This window comes from Pseudoalteromonas sp. KS88 (assembly GCF_004766475.1).
Lineage (GTDB): Bacteria > Pseudomonadota > Gammaproteobacteria > Enterobacterales > Alteromonadaceae > Pseudoalteromonas.
The window spans coordinates 263,605-289,272 of record NZ_PYHV01000019.1; the positions used below are offsets into that span (position 1 = coordinate 263,605).

Here is a 25,668-nt window from a genome sequence, read left to right on the forward strand (position 1 = left end):
TTTTTATGGCTGTATTGAAAATAAAAAAGTAATTACTGGAATGAGGAAAGGTAATGAGTATATATAATTTTTGTGCGGGTCCAGCAATGCTACCGCCAGCTGTGATGGAAAAAGCACAAAAAGAATTTGTTGATTGGCAAAATCTAGGTGTGTCGGTGATGGAAATAAGTCACCGAAGTAAAGAATTTTTAGCACTAACTGAAAAATGTGAAGCAAGCCTTCGCCGATTAATGAATATAAGCGACGAGTTTGAAGTGCTATTTATGCACGGTGGTGGTCGAGGTCAATTTGCCGCTGTCCCTTTAAACTTACACTTAGATGACAAAGCCGCTATTTATTGTGAAAACGGTGTGTGGTCCAAAGGGGCTGTAGCGGAAGCTGTAAAATTTACCCAAGTTAGTGAACTTGATGTACGTAATGATACAAGCGAGCAGTTTTCAATAAAACCGGTCAGTGAGTGGGTCTTTCCAACGGATCCTTCTTATATACATTATTGTCCTAATGAAACGATTGACGGTATTGAAGTCTTTGATGTGCCAAGTCATCCAACCGCGCCTATTGTTGCTGATATGTCATCAACTATATTGTCTCGCGAATTTGATGTTAACCAGTTTGATTTAATTTATGCCGGTGCACAAAAGAATATAGGTCCTTCAGGGCTTGCCATTGTTATAGTTCGCAAAACTCTACTTGAACGCCAAGGACTCCCTAAGCCAGGTGTATTTGATTATGCCCTTGAAGTTAAACAAGGCAGCATGTACAACACGCCACCAACATTTGCATGGTACTTAGCCGCTGAAGTATTTGAATGGCTTGAGCAAAACGGTGGGGTGAAAGCGATGGAGCAGCAAAATATTGCAAAAGCAGAGCTGCTATATGGATTTATTGATGAGTCACCCTTTTACACTAATAAAGTCGCTAAACATTGTCGTTCTCGTATGAACGTACCGTTTTGGCTAAATGACGAAAGCTTAAATGAGCAGTTTTTAAGTCAGGCTAAAGCAGCTGGCTTAGTTGCGCTTGAAGGTCACCGAATTGTAGGTGGGATGCGTGCAAGTATTTATAATGCAATGCCGCTTGCTGGGGTTCAAGCCTTAGTGGACTTTATGGCTAAATTTGCGAAGGAGAACAGTTAATGGAACAACTTCGTCTAGAGCCTATTTCATGTGTTAATGGCAGTGTTACATTACCAGGGTCAAAAAGCTTATCTAATAGAATACTTTTATTAGCTGCCCTTGCCAAAGGGACTACCGTTGTTGAAAACTTACTTGATAGTGATGACATTCGCCACATGCTTGGCGCTCTAAAGCTATTAGGCGTTGATGTAGAACTCAATGAAGATAAAACAGTGGCAACGGTACATGGTGTTGGAGGGGCGTTTTTAACGCCGTCAAAGCCTTTGTTTTTAGGCAACGCAGGAACAGCATATAGACCTTTAACTGCAGTACTTGCAGCGGTAAAGGGCGAGTATGAGTTAATTGGCGAGCCGCGTATGGAAGAGCGCCCAATTGGTCATTTAGTTGATGCATTACAATCGCTAGGCGGCAATGTTAATTATTTAAAAAGCAAAGATTATCCACCACTGAAAATTTGTGGTGGTGAAATAGCTGGCGGCCAAGTTGAAATTGATGGCAGTATCTCGAGCCAATTTTTAACTGCACTTTTAATGGCAGCACCCTTGTTTAACGGGGATACCACAATCTCTATAAAAGGGACTCTTGTATCAAAGCCTTATATCGATATTACATTAGATGTTATGGCACGTTTTGGTGTACAGGTTAGCCATGATGATTATCAGACATTCAAAGTAAAAGGTTCACAGCAGTATCAAGCTTTAGAACGTATTATGGTAGAGGGAGATGCGTCATCTGCTTCTTATTTTGTTGCAGCCGCTGCAATAGCGGGCGGTGAAATTGAAATAAAAGGTGTCGGTGCTAAGTCTGTTCAAGGAGATATTGGTTTTGCCAAAGTGATGGAGCAGGTAGGTGCTAAAATTGATTGGTATGACGAGCGCTTAGTTGTTCGTAAAGGACAGCTAAATGGGGTTGATATCGATGCTAACGCAATTCCAGATGCTGCAATGACCCTTGCGACGGTAGCTTTATTCGCAAAGGGACCAACGGCCATTCGCAATATTTACAATTGGCGCGTTAAAGAAACAGATAGATTACATGCCATGGCCACAGAGCTTCGTAAAGTAGGTGCTGATGTAGTTGAAGGCGACGATTTTATTGAAATTACTCCGCCTGAACATTTTAATGATGTAGCAGTAGACACCTATGACGACCATCGAATTGCGATGTGTTTTGCAATGGTTGCGGTAGGCGGCAAAGCTATAACCATTAATGATCCTAAGTGCACATATAAAACGTTTCCTACCTTTTTCAAGGTATTAGAAAGCGTTAGTGAATAGATTCAAATCAATAAACATAAAAACTTACATACAAAAAGCGGATCTATTTTAATATCTGGCGTATAATACGGCGGTTTTATTTTGGTGTGCATTGCAGGAGGTTTAAATGCAGGCGTTATTAATGCCCGTAATCACCGTTGATGGCCCAAGTGGTTCAGGTAAAGGAACTGTTTGTCGCTTGTTAGCCGATAAATTAGGATGGGATGTCTTAGACAGTGGCGCGATTTATCGTGTGTTATCACTGGCCGCACTTCATCATCAAATTGCATTGGACAATGAAGAGGCATTGGTGCCTTTAGCTGCCAATCTGGATGTGCAGTTTTTAGTTGATAGTCAAACAAATGCTGGAAAGGTTATTCTTGAAGGCGAAGATGTATCAACCACAATTCGTAATGAAGAAGTCGGTGCCGCGGCATCAAAAGTGGCTGCTTTACCTCGCGTGAGAGAAGCGCTACTTCGTCGCCAACGTGCGTTTCGCACAGAAAATGGCTTGATTGCGGATGGCCGTGATATGGGCACTGTGGTGTTTCCAGACGCGCCGTTAAAAATATATTTAACCGCTAGTGCACAAGAACGAGCTCGCAGACGTTATGTTGAGTTGAATGAACGTGGTCTTGATGTTACACTAAGTGGTCTATTAGAGGACATTCAAGCACGTGATGATCGCGATATGAATCGTGAAGTTGCGCCGCTTGTGCCCGCAGATGATGCTATTGAGCTTGATACTAGTGAGCTCAATGCTCAGCAAGTATTTGATAAAGTTATGACTTTGTTAGATTCTGCTATTTCTGAGGGTAAACTTCCGAAAAGAAGTTAAACACATTTTACATGCACCAGCAGGATGCCAGTGCTATTTTAACAACCCCATGCAGCATGGTTGCTTATTGGTATTAAATATATGAGACGTATATTCGTATGTCAGAAAATTTTGCGCAGTTATTTGAAGAAAGCCTAAAGGGTTTTGAAGCAGAGCAAGGCTCTATCGTTAAAGGTACAGTAATCTCAATCGAGAACAACATTGTACTTGTAGATGCTGGTCTTAAATCAGAAAGTGCTATCCCTGCAGAGCAATTCAAAAATGCTGCTGGTGAACTAGAAGTTGCTGTTGGCGACGAAGTAGATGTTGCACTAGATGCAATCGAAGACGGTTTCGGTGAAACTATCCTTTCTCGTGAGAAAGCGAAGCGTCACGAAGCGTGGATCCGTCTTGAGAAAGCATGTGAAGAGCAAGAGACTGTTACTGGTGTTATCAACGGTAAAGTTAAAGGCGGTTTCACAGTTGAAGTTGATTCAATCCGTGCTTTCCTACCTGGTTCACTTGTTGATGTTCGTCCAGTACGTGACACAACTCACCTTGAAGGCAAAGAGCTTGAATTTAAAGTAATCAAGCTTGACCAAAAACGTAACAACGTTGTTGTTTCACGTCGTGCAGTTATCGAATCAGAGAACTCACAAGAACGTGAAGAGCTTCTTGCTAACCTTGTTGAAGGCCAAGAAGTTAAAGGTATCGTTAAAAACCTTACTGACTACGGTGCATTCGTTGACCTTGGCGGTGTTGATGGTCTACTACACATCACTGATATGGCGTGGAAGCGTGTTAAGCACCCTTCAGAAATCGTTAATGTTGGCGACGAAATCGCAGTTAAAGTTCTTAAATTCGACAAAGATAAAACTCGTGTATCTCTAGGCCTTAAACAGCTTGGCGAAGATCCATGGGCAGCTATCGCTGGTCGTTACCCAGAAGGTTCTAAACTTTCTGGTCGTGTAACTAACCTTACTGATTACGGTTGCTTCGTAGAAATCGAAGAAGGCGTTGAAGGTCTAGTACACGTTTCTGAAATGGATTGGACTAACAAGAACATCCATCCTTCAAAAGTTGTTTCACTAGGTGACACTGTTGAAGTTATGGTTCTTGAAATCGACGAAGAACGTCGTCGTATTTCTCTTGGTCTTAAGCAATGTATTGCTAATCCTTGGCAGGAATTTGCTCGTCTACAAAACAAAGGCGACCAAGTTACTGGTAAGATCAAATCAATCACTGACTTCGGTATCTTTATCGGTCTTGACGGTGGTATTGATGGTCTTGTACACCTTTCAGACATTTCTTGGAATACACCTGGCGAAGACGCTGTACGTGAATTCAAGAAAGGCGACGAAATCACTGCTATCGTATTGCAAGTTGACCCAGAGCGCGAACGTATCTCTCTAGGTGTTAAGCAAATCGAAGCTGACCCATTCAATAACTACCTTGATGCAAACAAAAAAGGTGCTATTGTTAAAGGTAAAGTGACTGAAGTTGATGCGAAAGGCGCAACTGTTGAACTTATCGAAGGCGTTGAAGGTTACATCCGTGTAGCTGATATCGCTCAAGAGCGCGTTGAAGATGCAACTTCTGTTGTTTCTGTAGGCGACGAAATCGAAGTGAAATATGTTGGTGTTGATCGTAAGAACCGCACTTTAAGCTTATCTGTTAAAGCTCTTTTCGAAGCAGAAGAGAAAGAAGCATTAGAGAAGCTTAAGAAAGAAGAGCCAGTGTTCGAAAACGCAATGGCTGCTGCATTTGCAAATGCACAAAAAGACTAATAATTAGTCTTCATTGGAAGGGCAGTGCTGCCCTTCCTTTATCTCTTTTTAAGGAAACGTTATGACTAAGTCAGAATTGATAGAACAACTAGCCGAACAACATGCTCAGGTACCTGTGAAAGATGTTGAAAACGCCGTTAAAGAAATTCTTGAACAAATGGCCGGCTCATTAGCAAACTCAGATCGAATTGAGATCCGTGGTTTTGGTAGTTTCTCACTTCACTTTCGTTCACCACGTACTGGTCGTAACCCTAAAACAGGCGATACGGTTGAGTTAGATGGTAAACATGTACCTCATTTTAAGCCTGGTAAAGAGCTAAGAGATCGTGTAAATGCGAGTATTGCTTAGTCACCAGCAGGAGTAGTTACTTGTTTCGAGTATTAAAAATTATCCTCGTAGCAATATGCTTGATATTTGCATTTGTGCTTGGTTCTCAGAATCCGCAGTTAGTACAAATTAATTATATTATTGCCAGTAATACACTGCCTCTAGCTATGATTATAAGTATCTGCTTTGCTTTAGGTGTTGTCGTTGGTTGTTTTATTAGTTTTAAACTATTTTCACAATTAAAATGGCAAAATTATCGCTTGAAGAAAAAGTTAGCACCTGAAAAAAACAACACTAAGTTTGTTGCTAATAAAGACACTTAATTATGATTGAGCTTTTGTTTTTGCTGTTGCCTGTTGCGGCTGGTTACGGCTGGATTATGGGTAAAAACAGTGCGAAAAACCAAGCTCATCAATTAAACCGCCAAATTACCTCTGAATACAGTAAAGGGTTGAAGTTCTTACTTGATAGAGAGGAAGATCAAGGTTTAGAACACCTTATTAATCTACTTGAAGTTGCCGCTGATTCTGTTGAGCATTACTCAACGCTCGCCACCATGTTTCGTCGTCGAGGCGAACTCGACCGCGCTATAAAAATTCATGAACTACTTTTAAAACACCCAAGTTTGAATGAGCAGCAAGCTGCTGCAAGCCGTTTAGAACTTGCCGAAGATTATATTATGGCAGGTATGCTTGATGGCGCTGAAGAACATTTAGTCTGGTTAGTAAAAGCAAATCATGAACAAGCCATTGATCCGCTTCTTACCTTATACGCTCAAACAAGGGAGTGGGAGAAGGGTATTAACATGTTTGAAGCACACGGCGACTTATTTTCAAAGCCTCAACATTTTAAAGCTATAGCAAACTTTTATTGCGAAGCCGCTTTGCTTGAAAACGATCCCCAAATCATGCGAAAAGCAATCAGCTTAAACCATAAAACAATTAGACCATTATTTGAGCTTGGTCAGTCAGCATTCGCAAAAGAAGATTATGTTAAGGCTATATATTATTGGCGTGAATTAATCTGTAACTTTACTTTTTTTGCGCCATTGTTTATTGAAGACTTGGCCCACAGCTATCATCAATTAAACTTAACACACCAATTCCATGAGTTGCTTTTACAATTAATAGATAAAGGCGGTGTGTTAATAAAAATAAAGCATTGCCAAGCGCTTATAGAGCAGGGGCATACAGAACAAGCAATCAAGTTTCTTACTGATAGTCTCAAGCGCCAGCCTACTATTCGCGGTTTTAGTTTTTTACTGCAATTATTAGCAAAGCAAAATCACAACATTAAAGATGTTCTCGATCAGATTGATAATCTAGTTACATCTTACATTGCCACAAAGCCTGCTTTTCAATGTCAGCATTGTGGATTTACAAGCCATACTATTTATTGGGTTTGCCCATCTTGCAAGCATTGGGAAACCATAGTACCAAGCCGCGGCTTAGACGGTTTTTAATTTTAGTATTACTTCTATTTTTTAGGAAAGTTATGTTACTCGACCAATCAAAAAAAGTTCTTATTGCCCTTGATTATGATGATCAACAAACAGCGTTAAATTTTGTTAAACAGCTTTCTCCTGATACGTGCCGTTTGAAAGTAGGCAAAGAAATGTTTACTTATTTTGGTCCTGCATTTGTTAAAGAGCTCATTGAGCTAGGTTTTGATGTTTTTCTTGATTTAAAATTCCATGATATTCCAAACACAGTAGCGAAAGCGGTAACAGCCGCTGCTAAAATGGGTGTATGGATGGTGAACGTTCATGCCAGTGGCGGTGTTGAAATGATGACTAAAGCCAAACAAGCTTTGGAGCAGTTTGGTGATGATGCACCTCTTTTAATCGCTGTAACCGTGTTAACCAGTATGGATGCGGCAGAGCTTACACGATTAGGAGTGGATAAAACGCCTGCTGAACAAGTTATTTATTTGGCTAAACTTGCAAAAGAGTCAGGCCTTGACGGGGTAGTGTGCTCAGCACAAGAAGCCAAGCAATTAAAAGCAGCGCTAGGTGAAGAGTTTAAACTTGTAACCCCAGGTATTCGCCCAGCTGGCAGTGATGCTGGCGACCAAAAGCGTATTATGACACCAAAACAAGCCATTGATGATGGCAGTGACTACCTAGTTGTTGGCCGCCCAATAACACAAGCAGCAGACCCTGTTGCGATTCTTAATGAAATTAATGACTCGTTAAAATAAACAAACATTATATTAGCGGGTACTTATTCTAAGAGAAAAGAGCAAAGTTTTTACTTTGCTTTTTTTTTAGGTTACAAGCTGAACGCAATAAAAATAAAGTGTTTTAATTGAGCAATACCACCTGTTAAAGATTAAGTGTTAGATCTGGCTAATAGCTATCCATCATACTTTGATTGCAATTCGAAATTAGTCTTGAACTGATAACATCTCCTTCGATATTCCCATACGACTCATATTCATAACTGAATAAGTTACCTAAAAAGCATCCACGTAACTTATCAATAATATGTTTAAGACTTTCGATAAATTCTATTGTTAAACTCGGCGTTCTATAGCCGGCGTTCATTCTGCTGCCATACTGTAAAAATGCACATATAGCTCGCTTATCGTATTTTTCTTCACTATTTGATTTAATAAATTCGGCTATATTCAGCGTAAATAAACTATCTCTAAACTAAAATGCTAATGATTAATTCGGTAAGGAAACCTATATGACAGCTGAATATTTTAATATTTTAAGTTTAATTGGTGTCGCATTTTTTGCTATTTCTGGCGCTCTGCTTGGGCACGATAAAGATATTGGCGGGTTTGGTGTGGTAGTAGTTGGAACTGTTACAGCACTGGGCGGCGGTACTTTACGGGATATATTACTGAATCAACCCGTTTTTTGGATTTCAGAACCTAGTTATTTATATGCAACTTATGGTTCTATATTTGTGGCTGTTATGTTTATTCGCTACCTCCCTGATGTATCAAATTATTATATGTTGTTGGTTGATGCAATCGGTATGGCTATATTTAATATAGTCGGTATTGAAAAGGCTTTAATAGAAGGAACGACTATGATGGTCGCTATCACTATGGGCATGACGACAGGTATCTTTGGTGGCCTGATGCGAGATGTTATTTGTCGTGAATTGCCGCTTGTAATGCGTGATGAACTATATTCCACTACCTGTTTCTGTGGTGGGCTTACTTACGCTGCACTGTTTTTACTCGAAGTAAACTACATATGGTGTATTGTAGGATCACTTTTGGTTACTGTGTTTTTAAGACTTGGCGCTTTACATTTTGGCTGGCAGCCTAATATTTTTAGAAAAAGAACGGTGAGTAAATAAGAAAGTCGGCACTTAAGGCAAAAAATAAGCCCTAACATACAAAGAATGTTTAAAAATTTACGCTTGTAGCAAGCTTACACTAACTAATATATTAATGAGCATTAACAGACTTTGTTCGACACAAAAAACAGCTTATATAGAGCATACAGTATAATTCTAGCTACTTTCTTTATGCAGTTCGAACCTGATTAACGCTTTCTTCTACATTGTGAGCATTCGTCGCGTTTAGCCAACTTATAATTGTAACTGGTATTCATATAAAAAGAGTAAAGCTTTGGCTTTACTCTTTTTATAACACTAACTATTACTAGCTCAGTATCATTTCAACTTAATTAACTTAGCTTCAATATCAATTAGACCTTGCTTAAACAAACCACCAATGGCTTTTTTGTAGTTTGCTTTACTGGTTGAGAACACTTTTTTGATAAGTTCAGGATCTGATTTATCACCAATGGCTAATACGCCACCTTCATCTTTTAGTTTATCCATGATCTTCTCACCAAGCTCACTGACTTTACCCATGCCTGGTTTTTCAAGAATGACGTCTATTTTGCCGTCATCACGGACTTTTTGGATAAAACCTGTCAGTTTTTGCCCTACAAACAGGTTTTTAAATACCATATTATAAAAAACCACACCAAAATGTGATTCTTCTACTAATACTTTGTAACCAATGTCAGTTTTGCCTGCAACAATTAAATTAACTTCTTGTAAGTGAGTATATTGCGGTTCTTCTTTAGATAGAAAACGATTAAAGTTGCTAGATGCACAAATACGTGAACTTGCGTTGTCTAAGTAAAGGCGTACTAAGTAGGAGTGGCCTTCTTGCATACGAGGCTTTTGTTCATTGAACGGGGCAAGTACATCTTTATCTAATCCCCAATCTAAGAAAGCACCGATGCTATTAATTTCTTTAACTCGCAGTAGGGCGTATTCACCTACTTGTGCGTGTGGCTTTTTGGTTGTGGCCGTCGGTAAATTTGCATTATCTAAAAAGATAAAAACACTGATGCTGTCACCGGCTTCAAGCTCATGTTTAATTTCATGGCTAGGAAGAAAAACTTCGCCTAAATCGTGGCCATCAAGGTAAGCACCTTCATTACTAACTTCATTGACAAATAAGGTTTGGGTTGTACCAAGGTAACTCATAATTATTCCTGCTCTGGCTTTTTACGACGACGCATAGGCGCATCACCATCAATATTTAAGGGTGCTTTTATTGGTGCTTGAGGTTTTTTAGGCTTAGCTTTGCGCTTCGGTGCAGCTTTAGCTTTTGGCTTTACTTTATCATTAGCTATATTCTGTACTTGCGGCTTTTTATCTCGCAGGCCTTTAAATTTACCCGTTAGCCCTTCAACAGTATGAAATGCTAACTCATCATTTAAAAATGACTTTATAGCTTTATAACTTGGCCAATCTTTTGGTCCGACCAATGAGATAGCTGTTCCTTTAAATCCTGCGCGACCTGTGCGTCCAATACGATGTACGTATTCTTCTGCATGTTTTGGCAAGTCAAAGTTAATAACATGGGTGACACTTAACAAGTCTAAGCCGCGAGAAGCAACATCTGTGGTAATAAGCACTTTGAAGTTTTCTCGGCTGAAGGCATCCATGATATCCAAACGCTTACTTTGCGTTAAATCACCAGCAAGGGCCTGTGCTTTTAGCCCTTTACTATTTAAAAGTTCACTCAATCGTGCGGTATCTGCGCGCGTTGCAGTAAAAATAATACATTGGCCAACGTCATCTTGTTTAACAAAGTGCTCTAAGAGTGCTTCTTTGTGATCTAGGTGATCAGCTAAATAAAGACTTTGCTTGATATCCGAATGCTGCTCGTTTGCGGCGCTGAGCATAATTTGCTTAGGCTTTTTAAGTAAATTACGCGATAGCGCATCAACTTGTGCGTGATCAAGCGTTGCTGAAAACAATAATGTTTGGCGTAAACGGTGATTAGCTAATTCATTGATCATTTTTAGTTGTTCTGTAAAACCAAGATCAAGGATTCGGTCAGCTTCATCAAAGATTAGTAACTCTAAACCACTCAGTTGCAGTGAGCGTTGGGTAAGGTGATCAGCTAGTCTACCTGGCGTAGCTACAACAAAATGCGGGTCATTTCTCAGCGCTTTTATCTGATCATTAAAGTTTTCACCACCGAGTATTTTTAGCGCTTTAATATTTGTTCCTGCGATAAGTAATCTAAGTTGAGTGAATACTTGCGTAGCGAGCTCCCTGGTTGGAGCAACAATTAAAACGCGCGGGTCACGTTTACTGAGCGCTTTTTGCTTCATTACACGTTGTACGGCTGGTAATAAAAACGCCAATGTTTTACCTGAGCCAGTTTTAGATTGAGCAAAAATATCATGGCCAGCCAAAGCTGTAGGCACAGCGTGTGCCTGAATATCAGTTGGCTGAGTAATGCCTTGATGCGCAAGTTGAGTTTCAAGGCGGTTATCAATGCCAAGATCAGTAAAGTGCAAAGTGTCTATCTCCAAATGAGTAATTTAAATCTTCATAAATCTGAACGCTATTATAGCTTAGTCCTATGCATCGCTGACAGTAAAAACCAGACAATCATAGGTTTTTTTGCATTTAAAAAGAAAAAGCGTAAAATATGCGCCCCAATGCGCCGGATTTACGATTCGGTAAACGCCCCCTAGCGGGTTTTAAAAGCAAAATAGGAAAACCATGACTGCTATCCATAAAGATAATGTAACCAGCGATCACTTTGTTGTGTGCGCACTGTATAAATTTGTTTCTCTACCTGATTTTGAGGCACTTCGCGAACCTTTACTTAATGTAATGGAGCAAAACGACGTGCGAGGCACTTTGCTAATTGCCGCTGAAGGCATCAACGGTACTGTCGCGGCAAAACGCGATGGGATAGATAATTTATTGGCGTGGTTAGATTCTCAACCAAATTTAGACAACATTGTTACTAAAGAATCATATGATGACGAATGCCCGTTTTACCGTACTAAAGTAAAGCTTAAAAAAGAAATTGTCACTATGGGTGTTGAAGGTATTGACCCTTTAAAGGTGGTTGGTAGTTATGTAAAACCGCAAGATTGGAATGCACTGATTTCAGACCCTGAAGTGATATTAGTTGATACGCGTAACGATTATGAAATTGAAATTGGTACGTTTGAAAACGCCGTTGATCCAAATACTAAAACATTCCGTGAATTCCCACAATGGGCAAAAGAAAACCTTGATCCAGAAAAGCATAAAAAAGTAGCTATGTTTTGTACTGGTGGTATTCGATGCGAAAAATCAACAGCTTATATGAAAGAGCAGGGTTTTGATGAGGTATACCACCTTGAAGGCGGCATATTAAAGTATTTAGAAGAAGTACCAAAAGAAGACACCATGTGGGAAGGCGAGTGCTTTGTATTTGATAACCGAGTTGCGGTAAATCATGACTTACAAAAGGGCTCTTACGATCAGTGTCACGCATGTCGTATGCCAATTACCGAAGACGAAAAGCAAAAGCCTGAATATATGGAAGGGGTGTCATGTCATCATTGTATTGATGATGTAACCGATGAGCAACGTGCTCGCTTTGCTGAGCGTCAAAAGCAAATTGAATTAGCGCAAGCACGTGGTGAAGGCCACATTGGTAACGAAGCTCAAGCAGTTTTGCAACAACGCAAAGAAGCAAAGAAAGCGCAAAAAGAAGCGCAACGTAAACAGTAACAGCTCTTTGTATTGTTAATAAAAAAACCCCAGTTTTATGGGGTTTTTTATTGCCTGTTTACTCGAAATAACTAATGTGCTGAAAAAATCTGACAGTGAGGTCTTGACGCTCTTTGTTTATAGCCAAAGGTTCAACCATTTCGCGGATCACACTTTCCACCTTATTCATAAACCGGCCATGGCCAACTCCTTGCTCATCATTATCGCTTGCAACAATTACAAAGTGCATCGTTTCAACAAGTTTGTCATCCAACCAATGTTGACTGTATTGCGGCACATTTTCTGTAGTAGAAAAGCTCAGTTTTTGCAGTTCACTATTGCTATCATTTTTATCAATTTGACTGTTACGTATGATAGGCATGCAACCATTTGCAACCATAGCAGCTAAGTTTAGCTGCTTAGACTCACACTGTTGAACAAGTAACGTGTAAAAGTGATTATAAAAATCAACGTAATTTGGTTTATTCATTAAATGTTGGAATTGTGTTTTGAGCATACGTGTCACTGGAATTCTAAATGTCACATATGTCATCTCGTTATGTTCTTTAGGTAAGGAACAATGCCTGCTTTGATAACGTTGATATAAGCCGCGTAATTTATACCCGTAGCTTTCTTTACAGCCCTTTGCTTTAGCAAATAGATCATATGTTAGATGCTGATGGTCACGTACTTTGAACTGTTCTTCCCCTTCAAGGATGCTATTTTGTAGTGCTGAAAGTACCTTCACGACTTTAGCGTGGAAGATTGCACTATTGGCACGTAGATCATCACCTGTTGCTAAAAAAAGTAATCTAATTTTTTTACTTTTCTGACCATCGTTATAAAAGCATTTGTGCGCTTCGTGATAGCGTGGGTTATAAAAAAATAAAATCTGTTTAGCTGTCTGTAGGTTATATGACTCTTCATGAAACCTGACAACGGGCAGTTTATCATTCGCAATTAAATGTACATTATGCAGTTCATACTCGTCACATAATGCAAAAAGCTGACGTGATAAGCGTTCATAACATTGTTGAGGATCTGTAAAATTTGCATAGAACTCATTGCTTGGGTTAAATTCAGCAAGAATGTACTGGTTTGCGCGTGCGGTGGTCGGAATATAAACACGGTGCTGTGATAGTGAAGCCATTATTTGTCCCTAATTATGTTTCGATAATGGCGCTACTTTAACGTGTTTCAATGACTCTTTTATTGCGCTAGAACAAATTATCTTCATTCCTAGCTTACAATTGAATAATCAATAATTACAGCTACCCCATAGTTTCAATAATATGCAAGAAACCTAAATCTATTGCTGTATGTTAAGGTTTGTTTTTGTAATAATACATTAGTTTTATCACCATGCACTTATGTGAGGATTGTACTCCTATGGCGGAAATTGAGAATCGCCCAAGTAATTTTATTAGAACCCGTATTGATGAAGATTTAGCATCTGGGAAACATGCGACTACGCATACACGTTTTCCTCCAGAGCCTAATGGTTTCTTACATATTGGCCATGCAAAATCTATCTGTTTAAATTTTGGAATCGCCCAAGATTATAGCGGTCTTTGTAATTTACGTTTTGATGATACTAACCCAGAAAAAGAAGACATCAACTATGTAAATTCTATAAAAGAAGATGTGCAGTGGTTAGGATTTAAGTGGGATGGTGAAATTAATTATTCATCTAACTATTTTGATGCCTTATATGGCTATGCTGTTGAGCTTATTGAAAAAGGCCTTGCTTATGTATGCTTTTTGACAGCTGATCAAGCTCGTGAGTACCGTGGTACATTAAAAGAGCCGGGTAAAAATAGCCCAACTCGTGATACTTCTCCACAAGAGAACCTCGCCTTATTTGAAAAAATGCGTAATGGTGAGTTTAAAGAAGGTGAGTGTGTATTACGTGCTAAAATTGATATGGCGAGCTCATTTATGGTGCTTCGTGATCCAATTATTTATCGCGTACGCTTTGCTCATCATCATCAAACTGCTGATAAGTGGTGCATTTACCCAATGTACGATTTTACGCACTGTATCTCTGATGCGCTTGAAGGTATTACCCACTCTTTGTGTACACTAGAGTTCCAAGATAACCGACGTTTATACGATTGGGTACTTGATAATATCAGCCTAGAATGTCATCCGCAGCAAATTGAGTTTTCACGCTTAAACCTTGAATATACAATAATGTCCAAGCGTAAGTTAAATGACTTAGTGGTAAATGGGCACGTAGAAGGGTGGGACGATCCACGTATGCCGACAATTGCTGGCCTTCGTCGTCGTGGTTATACACCTGCTTCTATTCGTGAGTTCTGTTTACGCATTGGTGTTACTAAGCAAGAAAATATGGTTGAAATGGGCATGCTTGAAGCATGTATCCGTGAAGATTTAAACGAAAATGCACCGCGAGCAATGGCTGTGCTTGATCCTGTTAAAGTTGTAATTGAAAACTTTTCGGATGAAGTTGAAACATTGTCTGTTGCTAATCACCCTAATCAGGAAGAAATGGGGCGTCGCGATGTTCCTTTCACTCGTGAGCTTTACATTGAACGCGAAGACTTCCGTGAAGAGGCTAATAATAAGTTTAAACGTTTAGTACTTGATAAAGAAGTACGCTTACGTGGTGCTTATGTGATAAAAGCGAATCGCGTAGAAAAAGATGAAACGGGTGAAATTACAACTATATACTGTACTTATGATCCTGAAACACTTGGTAAAAACCCAAGTGACGGACGTAAAGTTAAAGGTGTAATTCATTGGGTAAGTGCAACTGAATCAGTGACAGCTGAAGTACGTTTATATGACCGTTTGTTTAGTGTACCAAATCCAGCTGCGGCTGAAGATTTTGCCACTACACTAAACCCTGAATCATTAGTTGTTTTAACTAATGCCAAGGTTGAGCCTTCACTTGCAAAAGCGGCTCCAGCTCAAGGTTTCCAGTTTGAACGAACAGGTTACTTTAGTCGTGATACTAAATCTGAAGAGTTAGTGTTTAATCAGACCGTCGGTCTTCGTGATTCATGGGCTAAAATTGAGCAGAAGTAATTCTGCTCAATAAACACTTGATACAAAAAAACCTGCATTATGCAGGTTTTTTATTACCTATTAATAACCTAATTATTGGTTATCAGAGAAAGCTTTACACGCTTGCGTATCAGTACACTCGCCGTATAGATATAGAGAATGGTTAGTTAATTTAATTCCATTCGCTTCAGAAATTTCAACCTGGCGACGCTCAATTAATTCGTCTTCAAACTCAATAACTTTGCCACATTTTAAACACACAAGGTGATCGTGGTGAGTGCTACCAGATAATTCAAATACTGATTTTCCACCTTCAAAGTGATGGCGAGAAACAATACCTGCATCATCGAACTGGTTAAGCACGCGATAAACAGTTGCAAGGCCAATTTCTTCGCCTAAATCCAACAGAATTTTGTAAACATCTTCAGCGCTGATGTGTTGGTTATCTGGAGATTGTAAAATCTCTAAAATTTTAATACGCGGTAATGTTACTTTTAAACCGGCTTTTTTTAATTCCAAGTTGTGATCAGTCATTAAATCTGTCTCAATTTTTTATTGGTTACTCTGGTACACCTATAAAAGGTGTGCACGACACATTAGCAATAACTAGAATAACGTGCAAAACGATCAAGTGCAAAGGTCTATTTAAATAATCAGTCTGAAAGCTCAAAAGCTAGCCAGCTAAGTGTATTTAAAAAGCAATTGATTAATCAGCGAGTTCGCTTAAACACATTTCATCGTATACCTGTGCAGACCAAGCTTTTACGCGCTGTTCAGTTAGTTCTGGTTGACGATCTTCATCAATGCCTAAACCAACAAAATGATTGTCGTCAGCCATGCCTTTTGAAGCTTCAAAGTCATAACCTTCAGTTGACCAGTGGCCAACAATAATTGCACCACGCTCAGTGACGATATCATTGATCATACCCATGGCATCTAAAAAGTATTCAGCGTAGTCTTCTTGGTCACCACAACCAAAAATAGCGACAAGCTTACCTTCAAAATCAATTTCTTCAAGTTCAGGGAAGAAGTCATCCCAGTCACATTGTGCTTCACCATAGTACCAAGTAGGAATACCAAATAAGATTAAATCGAATTCTGCAATCTCTTCTTTAGAGCTTTTAGCAATATCATGAACAGCCACTAGCTTTTTACCCAATTCTTTTTGGATCATTTTAGCTACGTGTTCTGTGTTACCTGTATCGCTTCCGAAAAAAATACCTACACTTGCCATGAACTTAAAACCTTCTATCTATCAATAGCCAATCTTTCTTGTAAAATTGTTTCAATCAGTGCACTACGGCTAATATTCTGTGCATCGGCCATATCGCTTAACGCTTGATATAACTGCGATGAAACTTTAAATTCAACACGTTTTAAACCACGTGCTTTATCTCTTTTTATTTGATTACGTTTGTTTACCTTTAACTGAATATCTCTAGGCAGAGGATTAGTTTTAGGGCGGCCTGGGCGCTTTTCGTATTCAAATAGATCGAGCGTTGTTCTGTCTGTTTCAGATTTAGCCATGGTAGATTACCCTACACCCGCACCTTGCCAAAAAACTTGAATAAGTCCTTTTGCAATAAACCCAGAACAGCCTAAAAAAAGTACAAGCCATACTATGTAGCGACCATATTTAGGAACGCTGCCACGTTTGAGTACGTCTTGAATAGCCATACCGATAAAAAAGAACACACCGGCTAAGCCAAAATACAACCCAAGGGTATCAAATTCGTTAATTAACTGACTGACCATCAACGTATAACCTTTAAATTAAACGGCGCGTACTATAGCACACTAAATAATAATAATTTAGTGTGCTTGTATAAAAACACACGATAAAATTTAAGCCTTAGTAGCGCGCAAAAAATCAAGTATTGATTTATTAACCGCATCAGGCTTTTGAGCATGTAACCAATGCCCAGCGCCGTGAATTATTTTTGCCTTGGCGTTCGTAAAGCGAGACATAATCACATCCCTATACGTAGGCAAAATATAATCAGATTCATTACCCTTGATAAACAAAGTATCGCATAAACAAGAATCATTTGCTTTAATATCGGCTAAAATATTTTCATATTTTTCATCTAGTGCGGCTAAGTTAAACCGCCATTGAAAATCACCGTGCTCATTTTTGGCTAAACTTTTTAGTAAAAATTGTCGCACGCCTATTTCTTCTATATGCACTTGCATCAACTTATCAGCGTGTTTACGGTCTGTAACATTTTGGCTTGCAACGTTTTTTAAAGCTTTAAAAATTTCTGTGTGTCGTGCCTGATAAGCAACAGGAGCAATATCAAGTACAACCAAACGATTGACTCTGTCTTCGAATAAATGAGCCAATTGCATGGCGACTTTACCTCCCATAGAGTGGCCTACAATATGAGCTTGTTTGATGTTTAAGTTATCCATTAAATCTATAACATCTTTTGCCATGCTAGGATAATCCATGGTCGCGGCATGAGGTGAGCGGCCATGATTGCGTAAATCAATATTGGTTACCAAAAAATGGTCACTCAATGCATTGGCAATGACATTGAGGTTTTCAAGTGAGCCAAACAAACCATGAATAAGAATTACAGGTTCACCTTGGCCAGTTTGTTTATAATTAAGTCGCATTTAGCTCTCCAGTAAAAGTGTGCTTAGTTTGCCTAGTGAAATAACAAATTGCAAAGCATAGAGAATTAGATTTTGTTTGGGTATAATCAAATTGATAAAGAAATAATATGACCCGTAATGACAGGAATCACATGAAAAAAATTGACATAGACGACGAGCTGTATCAATACATTGCGAGTAACACGCAAAGTATTGGCGAAAGTGCATCAACTATTTTGCGTCGTTTATTAAACCTCAGCGGCGATATTGAACAAACAACGTCAGATAATCATTTAACAAACGATTCAAAAGAAAAGCTGGACGTGTCTGAGCAGCTCAACGAAAAAACGACTAAAACAGTTAATAAAGAGCGAACTGATGAATCGTCGGTCACGAAAATGCAGCAAAAAAGCGCTAGTGTCTTTAATGTATTAAATAAAGAAGAACTTGCCATGCAAAAAGGGGTAGTGGGACGCTTTTTGTTTATACTCTCAGCACTACACCGGACCCATAAAGACGCTTTTTCTTCTGTGCTTGATATACAAGGTCGTGACCGGGTTTATTTTGCAACAAGTAAAGAAGATCTTGTTAATAGTGGTAGTAGTATGAATCCAAAAAATATCACTGATAGTGAATATTGGGTGATGACGAATTCTAATACGACACGCAAAAAAATGATGTTACATGAGGTGGCGCTGGGTCTAGGTTACAGTGCCGAACAAGCAGAAAAAATTAGAGACTACTTATAAATATAAGGAAATGTAATGGCGATTCACCCAGGTGCAGGTAAACCTGCAACGCAATCAGATTTAGTTAATGTACCAAAACTAGTGTCGGCTTATTATTTAAATGAGCCTGATTTAGAGCAGAACCCTGAGCAATGCGTTGCCTTTGGCACATCTGGCCATCGAGGGTGCTCATATGATGTTAAATTCAACGAATCACACATACTCGCCATTACTCAAGCTATTTGCGACTATCGTAAGCAAAACAACATATTTGGCCCGCTTTTTCTGGGCAAAGACACGCATGCACTAAGTGAAGCTGCTTATAACTCGGCAATCGAGGTACTTGTGGCTAATGAGGTTCAAGTAATAACCCAGCAAAACGATGATTTCACACCCACACCTGTGATCAGCCATGCTGTTGTTTGCCATAACAAAGCGAATCCACATGAACTCGCCGACGGTATTGTGGTAACGCCTTCGCACAATCCGCCTGAAGACGGTGGTTTTAAATACAACCCACCTAATGGCGGCCCAGCTGATACTGATGTAACAAAATGGGTTGAAGACCGTGCGAACCAACTGTTACTTGAAGATTTAGTTGAGGTAGAGTTGTTTCCATTTGCAAAAGCATCACGTTCTGGCTTTATCAAATATCAAGATTTAATGACACCCTACATTGATGATTTAACCAATGTAGTTGATGTTCAGGCCATAGCTAAGGCAAAAATCAAAGTGGGAATTGATCCATTAGGTGGCTCAGGTATTAATTTTTGGCCAATCATTGCTGAAAAGTTTAATTTAGACCTTACAGTTGTTAATGAAAGTGTCGATCCACGTTTTGGTTTTATGCCTTTAGATAAAGATGGCAAAATCCGCATGGATTGCTCATCGCCTTACGCAATGACAAATTTAATCGCATTAAAAGATGATTTCGACATTGGTATCGGTAATGACCCAGATTATGACCGCCACGGTATCGTCACGCCAGATGGATTAATGAATCCGAATCACTTTTTAGCAGTGGCTATAGATTACTTACTCAACCACCGAGATTGGTCTAAAGATGTTGTAATAGGTAAAACACTGGTTTCTAGTGCCATGATCGACCGAGTTGTTTCACGCAATAAGCATGAAGTTAAAGAAGTCCCTGTTGGTTTTAAATGGTTTGTAGAAGGACTAAATGAAGGCTCGCTGGCATTTGGTGGTGAAGAAAGCGCAGGCGCTTCGTTCCTTCGTTTTGATGGTACAGTTTGGAATACAGACAAAGATGGTTTTATCATGGGATTACTTGCTGCAGAAATTCTAGCAGTAACGGGTAAAACACCGTCGGTATTATATAAAGAACTCGAACAAGAATTTGGTGCACCATTATATAAGCGTATTGATGCACCTGCTACGTCACAACAAAAGCAACGATTAAAAGGATTAAGTGCGCAGGATGTCACTGCTGATACTCTTGCAGGCGAGCCAATTTTGCAAAAGCTAACGCATGCACCAGGTAATAATGCAGCCATTGGCGGGTTAAAGGTCGTTACTGAAAATGGTTGGTTTGCGGCACGTCCATCAGGTACTGAAGATATTTATAAAATTTATTTGGAATCTTTTAAAGGGGAAGAGCATCTCGCTTTACTTGAAAAAGAAGCCAAAAAGTTAGTTGATTCTGTTATTAGCTAACTTGAAATATTGTTGTATAAACGGCTGACTTGATCAGCCGTTTTTGTATTTACTCCACACAAAAGGCGATGAACATGTCAGCCACATCAAATTATATAGAAGAATTAAAAAACTCTGGGGATTTCCTCACTCTTAGCCGTAAAAATGAATGGCACTTAGATGCAGGCGAATTTACTTTAAAAAACGGTACGAAAGTTAATGTGCATGATACAGGGGTGATTGAATTTCAACCTTTGTGCGCAAGTACCAAAGATATCGTACTTTCTAGTGCGGTTCACGGAAACGAAACTGCACCAATAGAAATATGCGATGAATTAATTAAACTCATCATCAGTGAAGAGTTAGTTTTAGCACAAAGAGTGTTGTTTATATACGGTAACCCTCAGTCAATTAATATTGGTAAGCGGTTTGTTGAAGAGAATTTAAATCGACTTTTTAATGGGCACCATACAACCGACAATACACCAATGAATAACGAACGTGTTCGTGCAGCGAAGCTTGAGCAATATGTTAGTGATTTTTACGCTAGAGGTGGTGAAGATCGCTCGCGTTGTCATTACGATTTGCACACGGCAATTCGTGGTTCAAAAAATGATAAATTTGCAGTTTATCCTTACCTTCATGGTAAACCTTGGAAAAAGTCACAGCTGCAATTTCTTCTAAGCTGCGGTGTCAATACGGTATTAATGATGAAGTCAGCGGCAACGACATTTAGTTACTATTCGTCGTATGTTCATGGTGCAGACTCATTTACTGTTGAACTTGGTCAGGTAAAGCCATTTGGTGAAAACGACATGAGTCGATTCTTACAAACCAAGCAAACGTTAACTGCATTAATTAGTCAAGAAAGGGTTGAATATAAGGATTTTGATGCAGCTGACTTTGAGCTGTTTTCAGTTCATCGTTCTATCAATCGAACAGAAGAAGCCTTTTCATTTCCATTTTCTGATGATGCCGTTAATTTTACTGGCTTTGCTAAAGGCGAATTACTCGCAACGGATGGTCAGACCTGTTATTACGCTGACGTTGATGGGGAAGCAATCATCTTTCCTAACGCCGATGTAGCACTTGGGCAGCGTGCTCTATTAACGGTTGTACCTCTTGAAATTAATGACAATTTCATTTAAAAACATCACACCATTTATAGTTAACTATATGATTTAAAATAACAGTTTATATTGTATAGTTAACTTTCCAGTCTTTATCTCGCCATTTACTGCGCATTTGTCTATGATTAGTTGAATAACACTTTACGTTAACGTAAAGTGATGGCAGCTTTAATTTAATTACAGTGCAGTTTTTGCAAACTTTAACCTAGCAAAAATCACCAATAATAATAACTAACCTTTAATGGTTAACCTAATTGGCACTGTGAATTCGACAACAAAAGAAGGTAGGTTATGAGCAACCCAAATAACGTATCGCAGAATATTAGTCATGAACTTGCTTTTATAGATGGTCATGCCTTAAATATTCCAACCTTGAGCATTTTAAACGAGGATGGCGATATTCTTAGCGGTGCAACAGCACCAGATATCACGAAAGAAACGGCTATTCGCTTATACGAGACAATGCGCTTTATTCGTGCTTTAGATGAACGAATGCAAGCTGCACAGCGTCAGGGTCGCGTGAGCTTTTATATGCAATGTTTAGGTGAAGAGGCTGCGGTCACTGCATCAGCCGCTGCGCTTGATCAAGATGATATGATTATGGCTCAATATCGTGAACAAGCAGCCTTACATTACCGTGGTTTTACCCTTGACCAATTTATGAATCAGATGTTTTCTAATGAACTTGATTTAGGGAAAGGTCGCCAGATGCCAATACACTATGGCAGTGCTGAACTTAATTACATGACTATTTCCTCACCATTAGGAACGCAAATTCCACAGGCAACAGGTTACGCATACGGTCAAAAAATAAAACACATTGACGCTAAAACGGGTGAGTTAAGCAGCAAAATAGACAACGTAACTATATGTTATTTTGGCGAAGGAGCTGCATCTGAAGGTGATTTTCATGCCGGTTTAAATATGGCGGCAGTTCACAAGTCACCTGTTATATTTTTTGCGCGTAACAACGGCTACGCTATTTCAACACCTGCAGATGAGCAATTTAAAGGTGATGGTATTGCATCGCGTGGTGTCGGCTACGGAATTAAGACAATTCGAGTGGATGGTGCGGATGCCTTAGCAGTCTTCGCCGCAACGCAAAAAGCACGTGAAATTGCTTCAACAACAGGTGAGCCTGTATTAATTGAATCCATTGCTTATCGATTGGGTGCACATTCGACATCGGATGATCCAAGTGGCTATCGCTCAAAAGCTGAAGAAGCAAATTATCAAGCTTGCCCAATAGAACGTTTCCGTAAGTGGTTAATCAAAAAAGATTGGCTTAACGATGAAGACGATGTAAAAGCGAAAGAGCAAATTCGTGAAGATATTTTAGCTGCATTGAAACGTGCTGAAGTTGTCGAAAAACCAGCACTGGAAGAGTTAATCTCGGATGTTTACGATACACCAATTCCATCATTGCAACGTCAATATGAGCAGCTCAAATCACATATTAAACAGCATCCAGACGCATACCCAGTTACTGCAGGGAGAATTAAGTAATGGCTAAAATGAATATGTTACATGCAATTAATTCAGCCCTTGATATTACTATGGCAGAACACCCTCAAGCTTGTATTTTTGGTGAAGATGTTGGTTATTTTGGCGGTGTTTTTCGTGCGACATCGGGTTTACAAGAAAAGTATGGCCAACATCGCGTGTTTAATACACCACTAACTGAGCAAGGCATAATGGGCTTTGCTAATGGTCTTGCAGCGTTTGGTGCGCCAGCACTGGCTGAAATCCAGTTTGCAGATTATATTTTCCCTGCATTTGACCAAATAGTGAATGAATCAGCGAAATTCCGTTATCGCAGTGGAAATGAGTTTAATGTTGGTAATTTGACCATTCGTACACCTTACGGCGGTGGTATTGCAGGTGGTTTGTACCATTCACAATCTCCAGAAGCGTACTTTGCACATACGCCAGGGCTTAAAATTGTAGTACCACGTAATCCATACCAAGCAAAAGGTCTTTTACGTGCATCTATTAAAGATGACAACCCGGTTATATTCTTCGAGCCTAAACGTTTATATCGTGCTTCTACTGGTGAAGTGCCTGAAGAGGATTACACCATTGAACTTGGTAAAGCTGAAGTTGTTGAGCAAGGAAGTGACGTAACATTACTTGCTTGGGGCGCACAAATGGAAATTATTGAGGATGCAGCAAAACAAGCGGCTGAGCAAGGTATTAGCTGTGAAGTAATTGATTTACGTAGCATATTACCTTGGGATGTTGAAACCATTGCTAAGTCGGTGACGAAAACTGGGCGTTTAGTAATAAGCCATGAGGCACCTATCACAAACGGTTTTGGTAGTGAGATTGCTGCAACGATTCAGCAAGAATGCTTTTTACATTTAGAGTCTCCAATTTTACGTGTATGTGGACTTGATACACCTTACCCACTGGCTCTTGAGAAAGAATACGTGCCAGATGCATTAAAAGTACTTGCTGCCATTAAGCAATCGGTCGAATTTTAGGAGTTATCATGGCTAAAGATTTTATTTTACCGGATATTGGTGAAGGCATTGTTGAGTGTGAAGTCGTTGAGTGGCTCGTATCTGAAGGTGATACTGTTGCTGAAGATCAACCTATTTGCGATGTAATGACAGATAAAGCATTGGTACAAATACCAGCTGTGCATGATGGTGTGATTTCAAAATTATATTATCAAAAAGGTGATATTGCTGCTGTTCATGCGCCGTTATTTGCAATGGACGTTGCAGGTGAAGAGACTAAAACACCAGAGATTGAAAAACCAAGCGCGAGCACTCAAAGCAATAGCTCTTCTGAACAACTCGAAGATTTTATTTTACCCGATATTGGTGAAGGTATTGTTGAGTGTGAAATCGTTGAATGGTTAGTTGCAGAAGGCGAACAGATTGAAGAAGATCAAGCTGTTTGTGATGTGATGACAGATAAAGCCTTGGTGCAAATACCAGCGAAGCACACCGGCACCGTTCATAAACTTTATTACGCAAAAGGCGAAGTTGCGCAGGTTCACAGCCCTTTGTTTCAAATGAGCATCGCGGGAACGCAGCAAGTCAATGTTGATGTGAACAAAGCCGTTGTAAAAGCGCAGACCAACGCGGTTGAACCAAAAGCGACGGTTGAAAAAAATAACAGCGCTAAAGTTGTTAACGCAAAAGCGGTTGCATCTCCTGCGGTTCGTCGTAAAGCACGTGAGATGGATGTTGACCTGACATGTGTGCCAGGAAGTGGCAAGAATGGACGAATATATAAAGAAGATATTGAACAATTTGTTAATGGCCAAGTACCCAATACCATTGATACATCGCCACTTAAGTCAGACACAACCGAGCAAAGTGTTAATACACCGTCATCAGGTGGAACCCGTGTTGAGTCAATAAAAGGCATTAAAGCTGCGATGGCTAAGCAAATGGTTGCTTCTGTGAGCACTATCCCTCATTTTACTTTTTGCGACGAAATAGATTTGACGGAGTTAATTGCACTACGTAGTTCTTTAAAAGAGCAATATAAGCAGCAAGGTGTAAAGCTTACAATGATGCCGTTTTTCATTAAAGCACTATCACTTGCACTGAAAGAGTTTCCAGTACTCAATACTAAGGTAAATGATGAGTGCACTGAGCTTACGTATTTTGAAGATCACAATATTGGTATGGCGGTTGATTCTAAGATTGGTCTTTTAGTGCCTAATATTAAACAGTGCCAATCTAAAAGCATTGTTGATGTGGCTAATGCGGTAACGCGTTTAACCGAGGCGGCAAGAGAAGGTCGAGTTAGTCCAGATGACTTAAAAGGGGGTACTATCAGTATCTCCAATATAGGTGCTATTGGCGGTACTATCGCCACGCCTATTATTAATAAGCCTGAGGTTGCAATCGTTGCGCTGGGCAAATTGCAGCACTTGCCGCGTTTTGACTCAAAAGGAAACGTGGTTAGTAAAGCGATTATGCAAGTAAGTTGGTCTGGTGATCACCGAGTCATAGATGGTGGCACTATTGCTCGCTTTAATAACTTGTGGAAATCTTACCTTGAAGAGCCAGCTAAAATGATGATGGCTATGAGCTAGCATTATTAAAGAAACCAGCTAAGGCTGGTTTTTTTATGTCTACGCTTTAAAAGCCATAAAACATTGCGTTTTAGCGAATAATTTGGAGGTTTATCTCAAAATAGTTTTAACATTATATTAGCTATCGTACTGTGTTGATACCTAATAAAAAAGAGCATC

The 25,668-nt window shown here is 39.5% G+C and carries 25 protein-coding genes; 17 read left to right on the top strand and 8 right to left on the bottom strand.

What is annotated here, in order from left to right; all coding sequences use genetic code 11:
• Positions 1–53: 53 nt before the first annotated feature.
• The 9 genes from serC (at position 54) to C7Y70_RS13530 (ending at position 8,641) form a co-directional block, all read left to right on the top strand.
• The gene (gene serC, locus C7Y70_RS13490) at positions 54–1,136 is read left to right on the top strand and encodes a 3-phosphoserine/phosphohydroxythreonine transaminase (RefSeq protein WP_135475293.1); all 1,083 of its coding nucleotides are present in this window, start codon (positions 54–56) and stop codon (positions 1,134–1,136) included.
• Positions 1,136–2,413 carry a 3-phosphoshikimate 1-carboxyvinyltransferase gene (aroA, locus tag C7Y70_RS13495; protein WP_135475294.1) on the top strand — a complete coding sequence of 426 codons (1,278 nt, stop codon included), beginning with the start codon at positions 1,136–1,138 and terminating at the stop codon, positions 2,411–2,413. Before serC ends, aroA begins: the two co-directional genes overlap by 1 nt.
• Positions 2,414–2,519: 106 nt before the next feature.
• Complete coding sequence (gene cmk, locus C7Y70_RS13500; RefSeq protein ID WP_099295937.1) at positions 2,520–3,230, top strand: (d)CMP kinase; 711 nt, start codon at positions 2,520–2,522, stop codon at positions 3,228–3,230.
• Positions 3,231–3,328: 98 nt separating this feature from the next.
• Positions 3,329–4,996, top strand: coding sequence for a 30S ribosomal protein S1 (gene rpsA, locus C7Y70_RS13505; RefSeq protein WP_058558687.1), 1,668 nt, complete (start codon positions 3,329–3,331; stop codon positions 4,994–4,996).
• A gap of 61 nt (positions 4,997–5,057) precedes the next feature.
• The gene (ihfB, locus tag C7Y70_RS13510) at positions 5,058–5,345 is read left to right on the top strand and encodes an integration host factor subunit beta (RefSeq protein WP_099295936.1); all 288 of its coding nucleotides are present in this window, start codon (positions 5,058–5,060) and stop codon (positions 5,343–5,345) included.
• Positions 5,346–5,365: 20 nt separating this feature from the next.
• Entirely contained in the window at positions 5,366–5,647 is a 282-nt protein-coding gene (locus C7Y70_RS13515) for a LapA family protein (RefSeq protein ID WP_099295935.1), read from the top strand.
• 2 nt (positions 5,648–5,649) lie between these two features.
• The gene (gene lapB / locus C7Y70_RS13520) at positions 5,650–6,786 is read left to right on the top strand and encodes a lipopolysaccharide assembly protein LapB (RefSeq protein ID WP_135475295.1); all 1,137 of its coding nucleotides are present in this window, start codon (positions 5,650–5,652) and stop codon (positions 6,784–6,786) included.
• A gap of 32 nt (positions 6,787–6,818) precedes the next feature.
• The gene (gene pyrF, locus C7Y70_RS13525) at positions 6,819–7,523 is read left to right on the top strand and encodes an orotidine-5'-phosphate decarboxylase (protein WP_135475296.1); all 705 of its coding nucleotides are present in this window, start codon (positions 6,819–6,821) and stop codon (positions 7,521–7,523) included.
• Positions 7,524–8,014: 491 nt separating this feature from the next.
• Positions 8,015–8,641, top strand: coding sequence for a trimeric intracellular cation channel family protein (locus C7Y70_RS13530; protein ID WP_099295932.1), 627 nt, complete (start codon positions 8,015–8,017; stop codon positions 8,639–8,641).
• A 318-nt stretch (positions 8,642–8,959) separates the two neighbouring features.
• Here the strand turns inward: C7Y70_RS13530 and C7Y70_RS13535 are convergent, their stop codons facing one another.
• Positions 8,960–9,790, bottom strand: a complete 831-nt coding sequence (locus C7Y70_RS13535) for a S1-like domain-containing RNA-binding protein (RefSeq protein ID WP_135475297.1) — start codon at positions 9,788–9,790, stop codon at positions 8,960–8,962.
• A gap of 2 nt (positions 9,791–9,792) precedes the next feature.
• Positions 9,793–11,118, bottom strand: a complete 1,326-nt coding sequence (locus C7Y70_RS13540) for a DEAD/DEAH box helicase (RefSeq protein ID WP_135475298.1) — start codon at positions 11,116–11,118, stop codon at positions 9,793–9,795.
• A 208-nt stretch (positions 11,119–11,326) separates the two neighbouring features.
• Between C7Y70_RS13540 and C7Y70_RS13545 the strand changes: the two genes are divergently transcribed.
• Positions 11,327–12,334, top strand: coding sequence for a rhodanese-related sulfurtransferase (locus C7Y70_RS13545; RefSeq protein ID WP_135475299.1), 1,008 nt, complete (start codon positions 11,327–11,329; stop codon positions 12,332–12,334).
• A gap of 58 nt (positions 12,335–12,392) precedes the next feature.
• On the opposite strand, the gene C7Y70_RS13550 is transcribed toward C7Y70_RS13545, so the two are convergent.
• A complete protein-coding gene (locus tag C7Y70_RS13550; RefSeq protein WP_135475300.1) occupies positions 12,393–13,463 on the bottom strand; it encodes a DUF3083 family protein in 1,071 nt (356 codons plus the stop codon).
• A 239-nt stretch (positions 13,464–13,702) separates the two neighbouring features.
• On the opposite strand from C7Y70_RS13550, the gene glnS reads away from it, so the two are divergent.
• Complete coding sequence (gene glnS, locus C7Y70_RS13555; RefSeq protein WP_099295927.1) at positions 13,703–15,364, top strand: glutamine--tRNA ligase; 1,662 nt, start codon at positions 13,703–13,705, stop codon at positions 15,362–15,364.
• A gap of 72 nt (positions 15,365–15,436) precedes the next feature.
• Here glnS and fur read toward each other — a convergent pair whose 3' ends face one another.
• The 5 genes from fur to C7Y70_RS13580 all read right to left on the bottom strand — a co-directional run bounded on the left by fur (position 15,437) and on the right by C7Y70_RS13580 (position 17,962).
• Positions 15,437–15,877 carry a ferric iron uptake transcriptional regulator gene (fur, locus tag C7Y70_RS13560; protein ID WP_058558701.1) on the bottom strand — a complete coding sequence of 147 codons (441 nt, stop codon included), beginning with the start codon at positions 15,875–15,877 and terminating at the stop codon, positions 15,437–15,439.
• Between the two features lie 172 nt (positions 15,878–16,049).
• Positions 16,050–16,577 (bottom strand): flavodoxin FldA, encoded by a 528-nt coding sequence (gene fldA, locus C7Y70_RS13565; protein WP_099295926.1) that lies wholly within the window; start codon positions 16,575–16,577, stop codon positions 16,050–16,052.
• 14 nt (positions 16,578–16,591) lie between these two features.
• Positions 16,592–16,870 (bottom strand): LexA regulated protein, encoded by a 279-nt coding sequence (gene ybfE, locus C7Y70_RS13570; RefSeq protein WP_058558703.1) that lies wholly within the window; start codon positions 16,868–16,870, stop codon positions 16,592–16,594.
• Positions 16,871–16,876: 6 nt separating this feature from the next.
• Entirely contained in the window at positions 16,877–17,098 is a 222-nt protein-coding gene (locus C7Y70_RS13575) for a DUF2788 domain-containing protein (RefSeq protein ID WP_058558704.1), read from the bottom strand.
• A 90-nt stretch (positions 17,099–17,188) separates the two neighbouring features.
• On the bottom strand, positions 17,189–17,962 hold the full coding sequence (locus C7Y70_RS13580; protein WP_135475301.1) for an alpha/beta fold hydrolase: 774 nt from the start codon (positions 17,960–17,962) through the stop codon (positions 17,189–17,191).
• A gap of 131 nt (positions 17,963–18,093) precedes the next feature.
• Between C7Y70_RS13580 and seqA the strand changes: the two genes are divergently transcribed.
• The 6 genes from seqA to C7Y70_RS13610 all read left to right on the top strand — a co-directional run bounded on the left by seqA (position 18,094) and on the right by C7Y70_RS13610 (position 25,509).
• A complete protein-coding gene (gene seqA, locus C7Y70_RS13585; RefSeq protein WP_099295924.1) occupies positions 18,094–18,690 on the top strand; it encodes a replication initiation negative regulator SeqA in 597 nt (198 codons plus the stop codon).
• 15 nt (positions 18,691–18,705) lie between these two features.
• Positions 18,706–20,343 (top strand): phosphoglucomutase (alpha-D-glucose-1,6-bisphosphate-dependent), encoded by a 1,638-nt coding sequence (pgm, locus tag C7Y70_RS13590; protein WP_099295923.1) that lies wholly within the window; start codon positions 18,706–18,708, stop codon positions 20,341–20,343.
• A 74-nt stretch (positions 20,344–20,417) separates the two neighbouring features.
• Complete coding sequence (gene astE / locus C7Y70_RS13595; protein ID WP_135475302.1) at positions 20,418–21,470, top strand: succinylglutamate desuccinylase; 1,053 nt, start codon at positions 20,418–20,420, stop codon at positions 21,468–21,470.
• Positions 21,471–21,743: 273 nt separating this feature from the next.
• On the top strand, positions 21,744–22,958 hold the full coding sequence (locus C7Y70_RS13600; protein WP_099295921.1) for a thiamine pyrophosphate-dependent dehydrogenase E1 component subunit alpha: 1,215 nt from the start codon (positions 21,744–21,746) through the stop codon (positions 22,956–22,958).
• Positions 22,958–23,935, top strand: coding sequence for an alpha-ketoacid dehydrogenase subunit beta (locus C7Y70_RS13605; RefSeq protein WP_099295920.1), 978 nt, complete (start codon positions 22,958–22,960; stop codon positions 23,933–23,935). Before C7Y70_RS13600 ends, C7Y70_RS13605 begins: the two co-directional genes overlap by 1 nt.
• 8 nt (positions 23,936–23,943) lie before the next feature.
• The gene (locus tag C7Y70_RS13610; protein ID WP_135475303.1) at positions 23,944–25,509 is read left to right on the top strand and encodes a dihydrolipoyllysine-residue acetyltransferase; all 1,566 of its coding nucleotides are present in this window, start codon (positions 23,944–23,946) and stop codon (positions 25,507–25,509) included.
• Positions 25,510–25,668: the final 159 nt, after the last annotated feature.

Bases quoted from the DNA above. Each gene is read 5' to 3' on its own strand.
- rpsA (WP_058558687.1), top strand. From the start codon at position 3,329: ATGTCAGAAAATTTTGCGCAGTTATTTGAAGAAAGCCTAAAGGGTTTT.
- C7Y70_RS13575 (WP_058558704.1), bottom strand. From the start codon at position 17,098: ATGGTCAGTCAGTTAATTAACGAATTTGATACCCTTGGGTTGTATTTT.
- C7Y70_RS13530 (WP_099295932.1), top strand. From the start codon at position 8,015: ATGACAGCTGAATATTTTAATATTTTAAGTTTAATTGGTGTCGCATTT.
- C7Y70_RS13610 (WP_135475303.1), top strand. From the start codon at position 23,944: ATGGCTAAAGATTTTATTTTACCGGATATTGGTGAAGGCATTGTTGAG.
- C7Y70_RS13545 (WP_135475299.1), top strand. From the start codon at position 11,327: ATGACTGCTATCCATAAAGATAATGTAACCAGCGATCACTTTGTTGTG.
- astE (WP_135475302.1), top strand. From the start codon at position 20,418: ATGTCAGCCACATCAAATTATATAGAAGAATTAAAAAACTCTGGGGAT.
- aroA (WP_135475294.1), top strand. From the start codon at position 1,136: ATGGAACAACTTCGTCTAGAGCCTATTTCATGTGTTAATGGCAGTGTT.
- C7Y70_RS13580 (WP_135475301.1), bottom strand. From the start codon at position 17,962: ATGCGACTTAATTATAAACAAACTGGCCAAGGTGAACCTGTAATTCTT.
- cmk (WP_099295937.1), top strand. From the start codon at position 2,520: ATGCAGGCGTTATTAATGCCCGTAATCACCGTTGATGGCCCAAGTGGT.
- ihfB (WP_099295936.1), top strand. From the start codon at position 5,058: ATGACTAAGTCAGAATTGATAGAACAACTAGCCGAACAACATGCTCAG.
- C7Y70_RS13535 (WP_135475297.1), bottom strand. From the start codon at position 9,790: ATGAGTTACCTTGGTACAACCCAAACCTTATTTGTCAATGAAGTTAGT.
- ybfE (WP_058558703.1), bottom strand. From the start codon at position 16,870: ATGGCTAAATCTGAAACAGACAGAACAACGCTCGATCTATTTGAATAC.
- lapB (WP_135475295.1), top strand. From the start codon at position 5,650: ATGATTGAGCTTTTGTTTTTGCTGTTGCCTGTTGCGGCTGGTTACGGC.
- C7Y70_RS13550 (WP_135475300.1), bottom strand. From the start codon at position 13,463: ATGGCTTCACTATCACAGCACCGTGTTTATATTCCGACCACCGCACGC.
- C7Y70_RS13605 (WP_099295920.1), top strand. From the start codon at position 22,958: ATGGCTAAAATGAATATGTTACATGCAATTAATTCAGCCCTTGATATT.
- glnS (WP_099295927.1), top strand. From the start codon at position 13,703: ATGGCGGAAATTGAGAATCGCCCAAGTAATTTTATTAGAACCCGTATT.
- seqA (WP_099295924.1), top strand. From the start codon at position 18,094: ATGAAAAAAATTGACATAGACGACGAGCTGTATCAATACATTGCGAGT.
- fur (WP_058558701.1), bottom strand. From the start codon at position 15,877: ATGACTGATCACAACTTGGAATTAAAAAAAGCCGGTTTAAAAGTAACA.
- pyrF (WP_135475296.1), top strand. From the start codon at position 6,819: ATGTTACTCGACCAATCAAAAAAAGTTCTTATTGCCCTTGATTATGAT.
- C7Y70_RS13600 (WP_099295921.1), top strand. From the start codon at position 21,744: ATGAGCAACCCAAATAACGTATCGCAGAATATTAGTCATGAACTTGCT.
- serC (WP_135475293.1), top strand. From the start codon at position 54: ATGAGTATATATAATTTTTGTGCGGGTCCAGCAATGCTACCGCCAGCT.
- fldA (WP_099295926.1), bottom strand. From the start codon at position 16,577: ATGGCAAGTGTAGGTATTTTTTTCGGAAGCGATACAGGTAACACAGAA.
- pgm (WP_099295923.1), top strand. From the start codon at position 18,706: ATGGCGATTCACCCAGGTGCAGGTAAACCTGCAACGCAATCAGATTTA.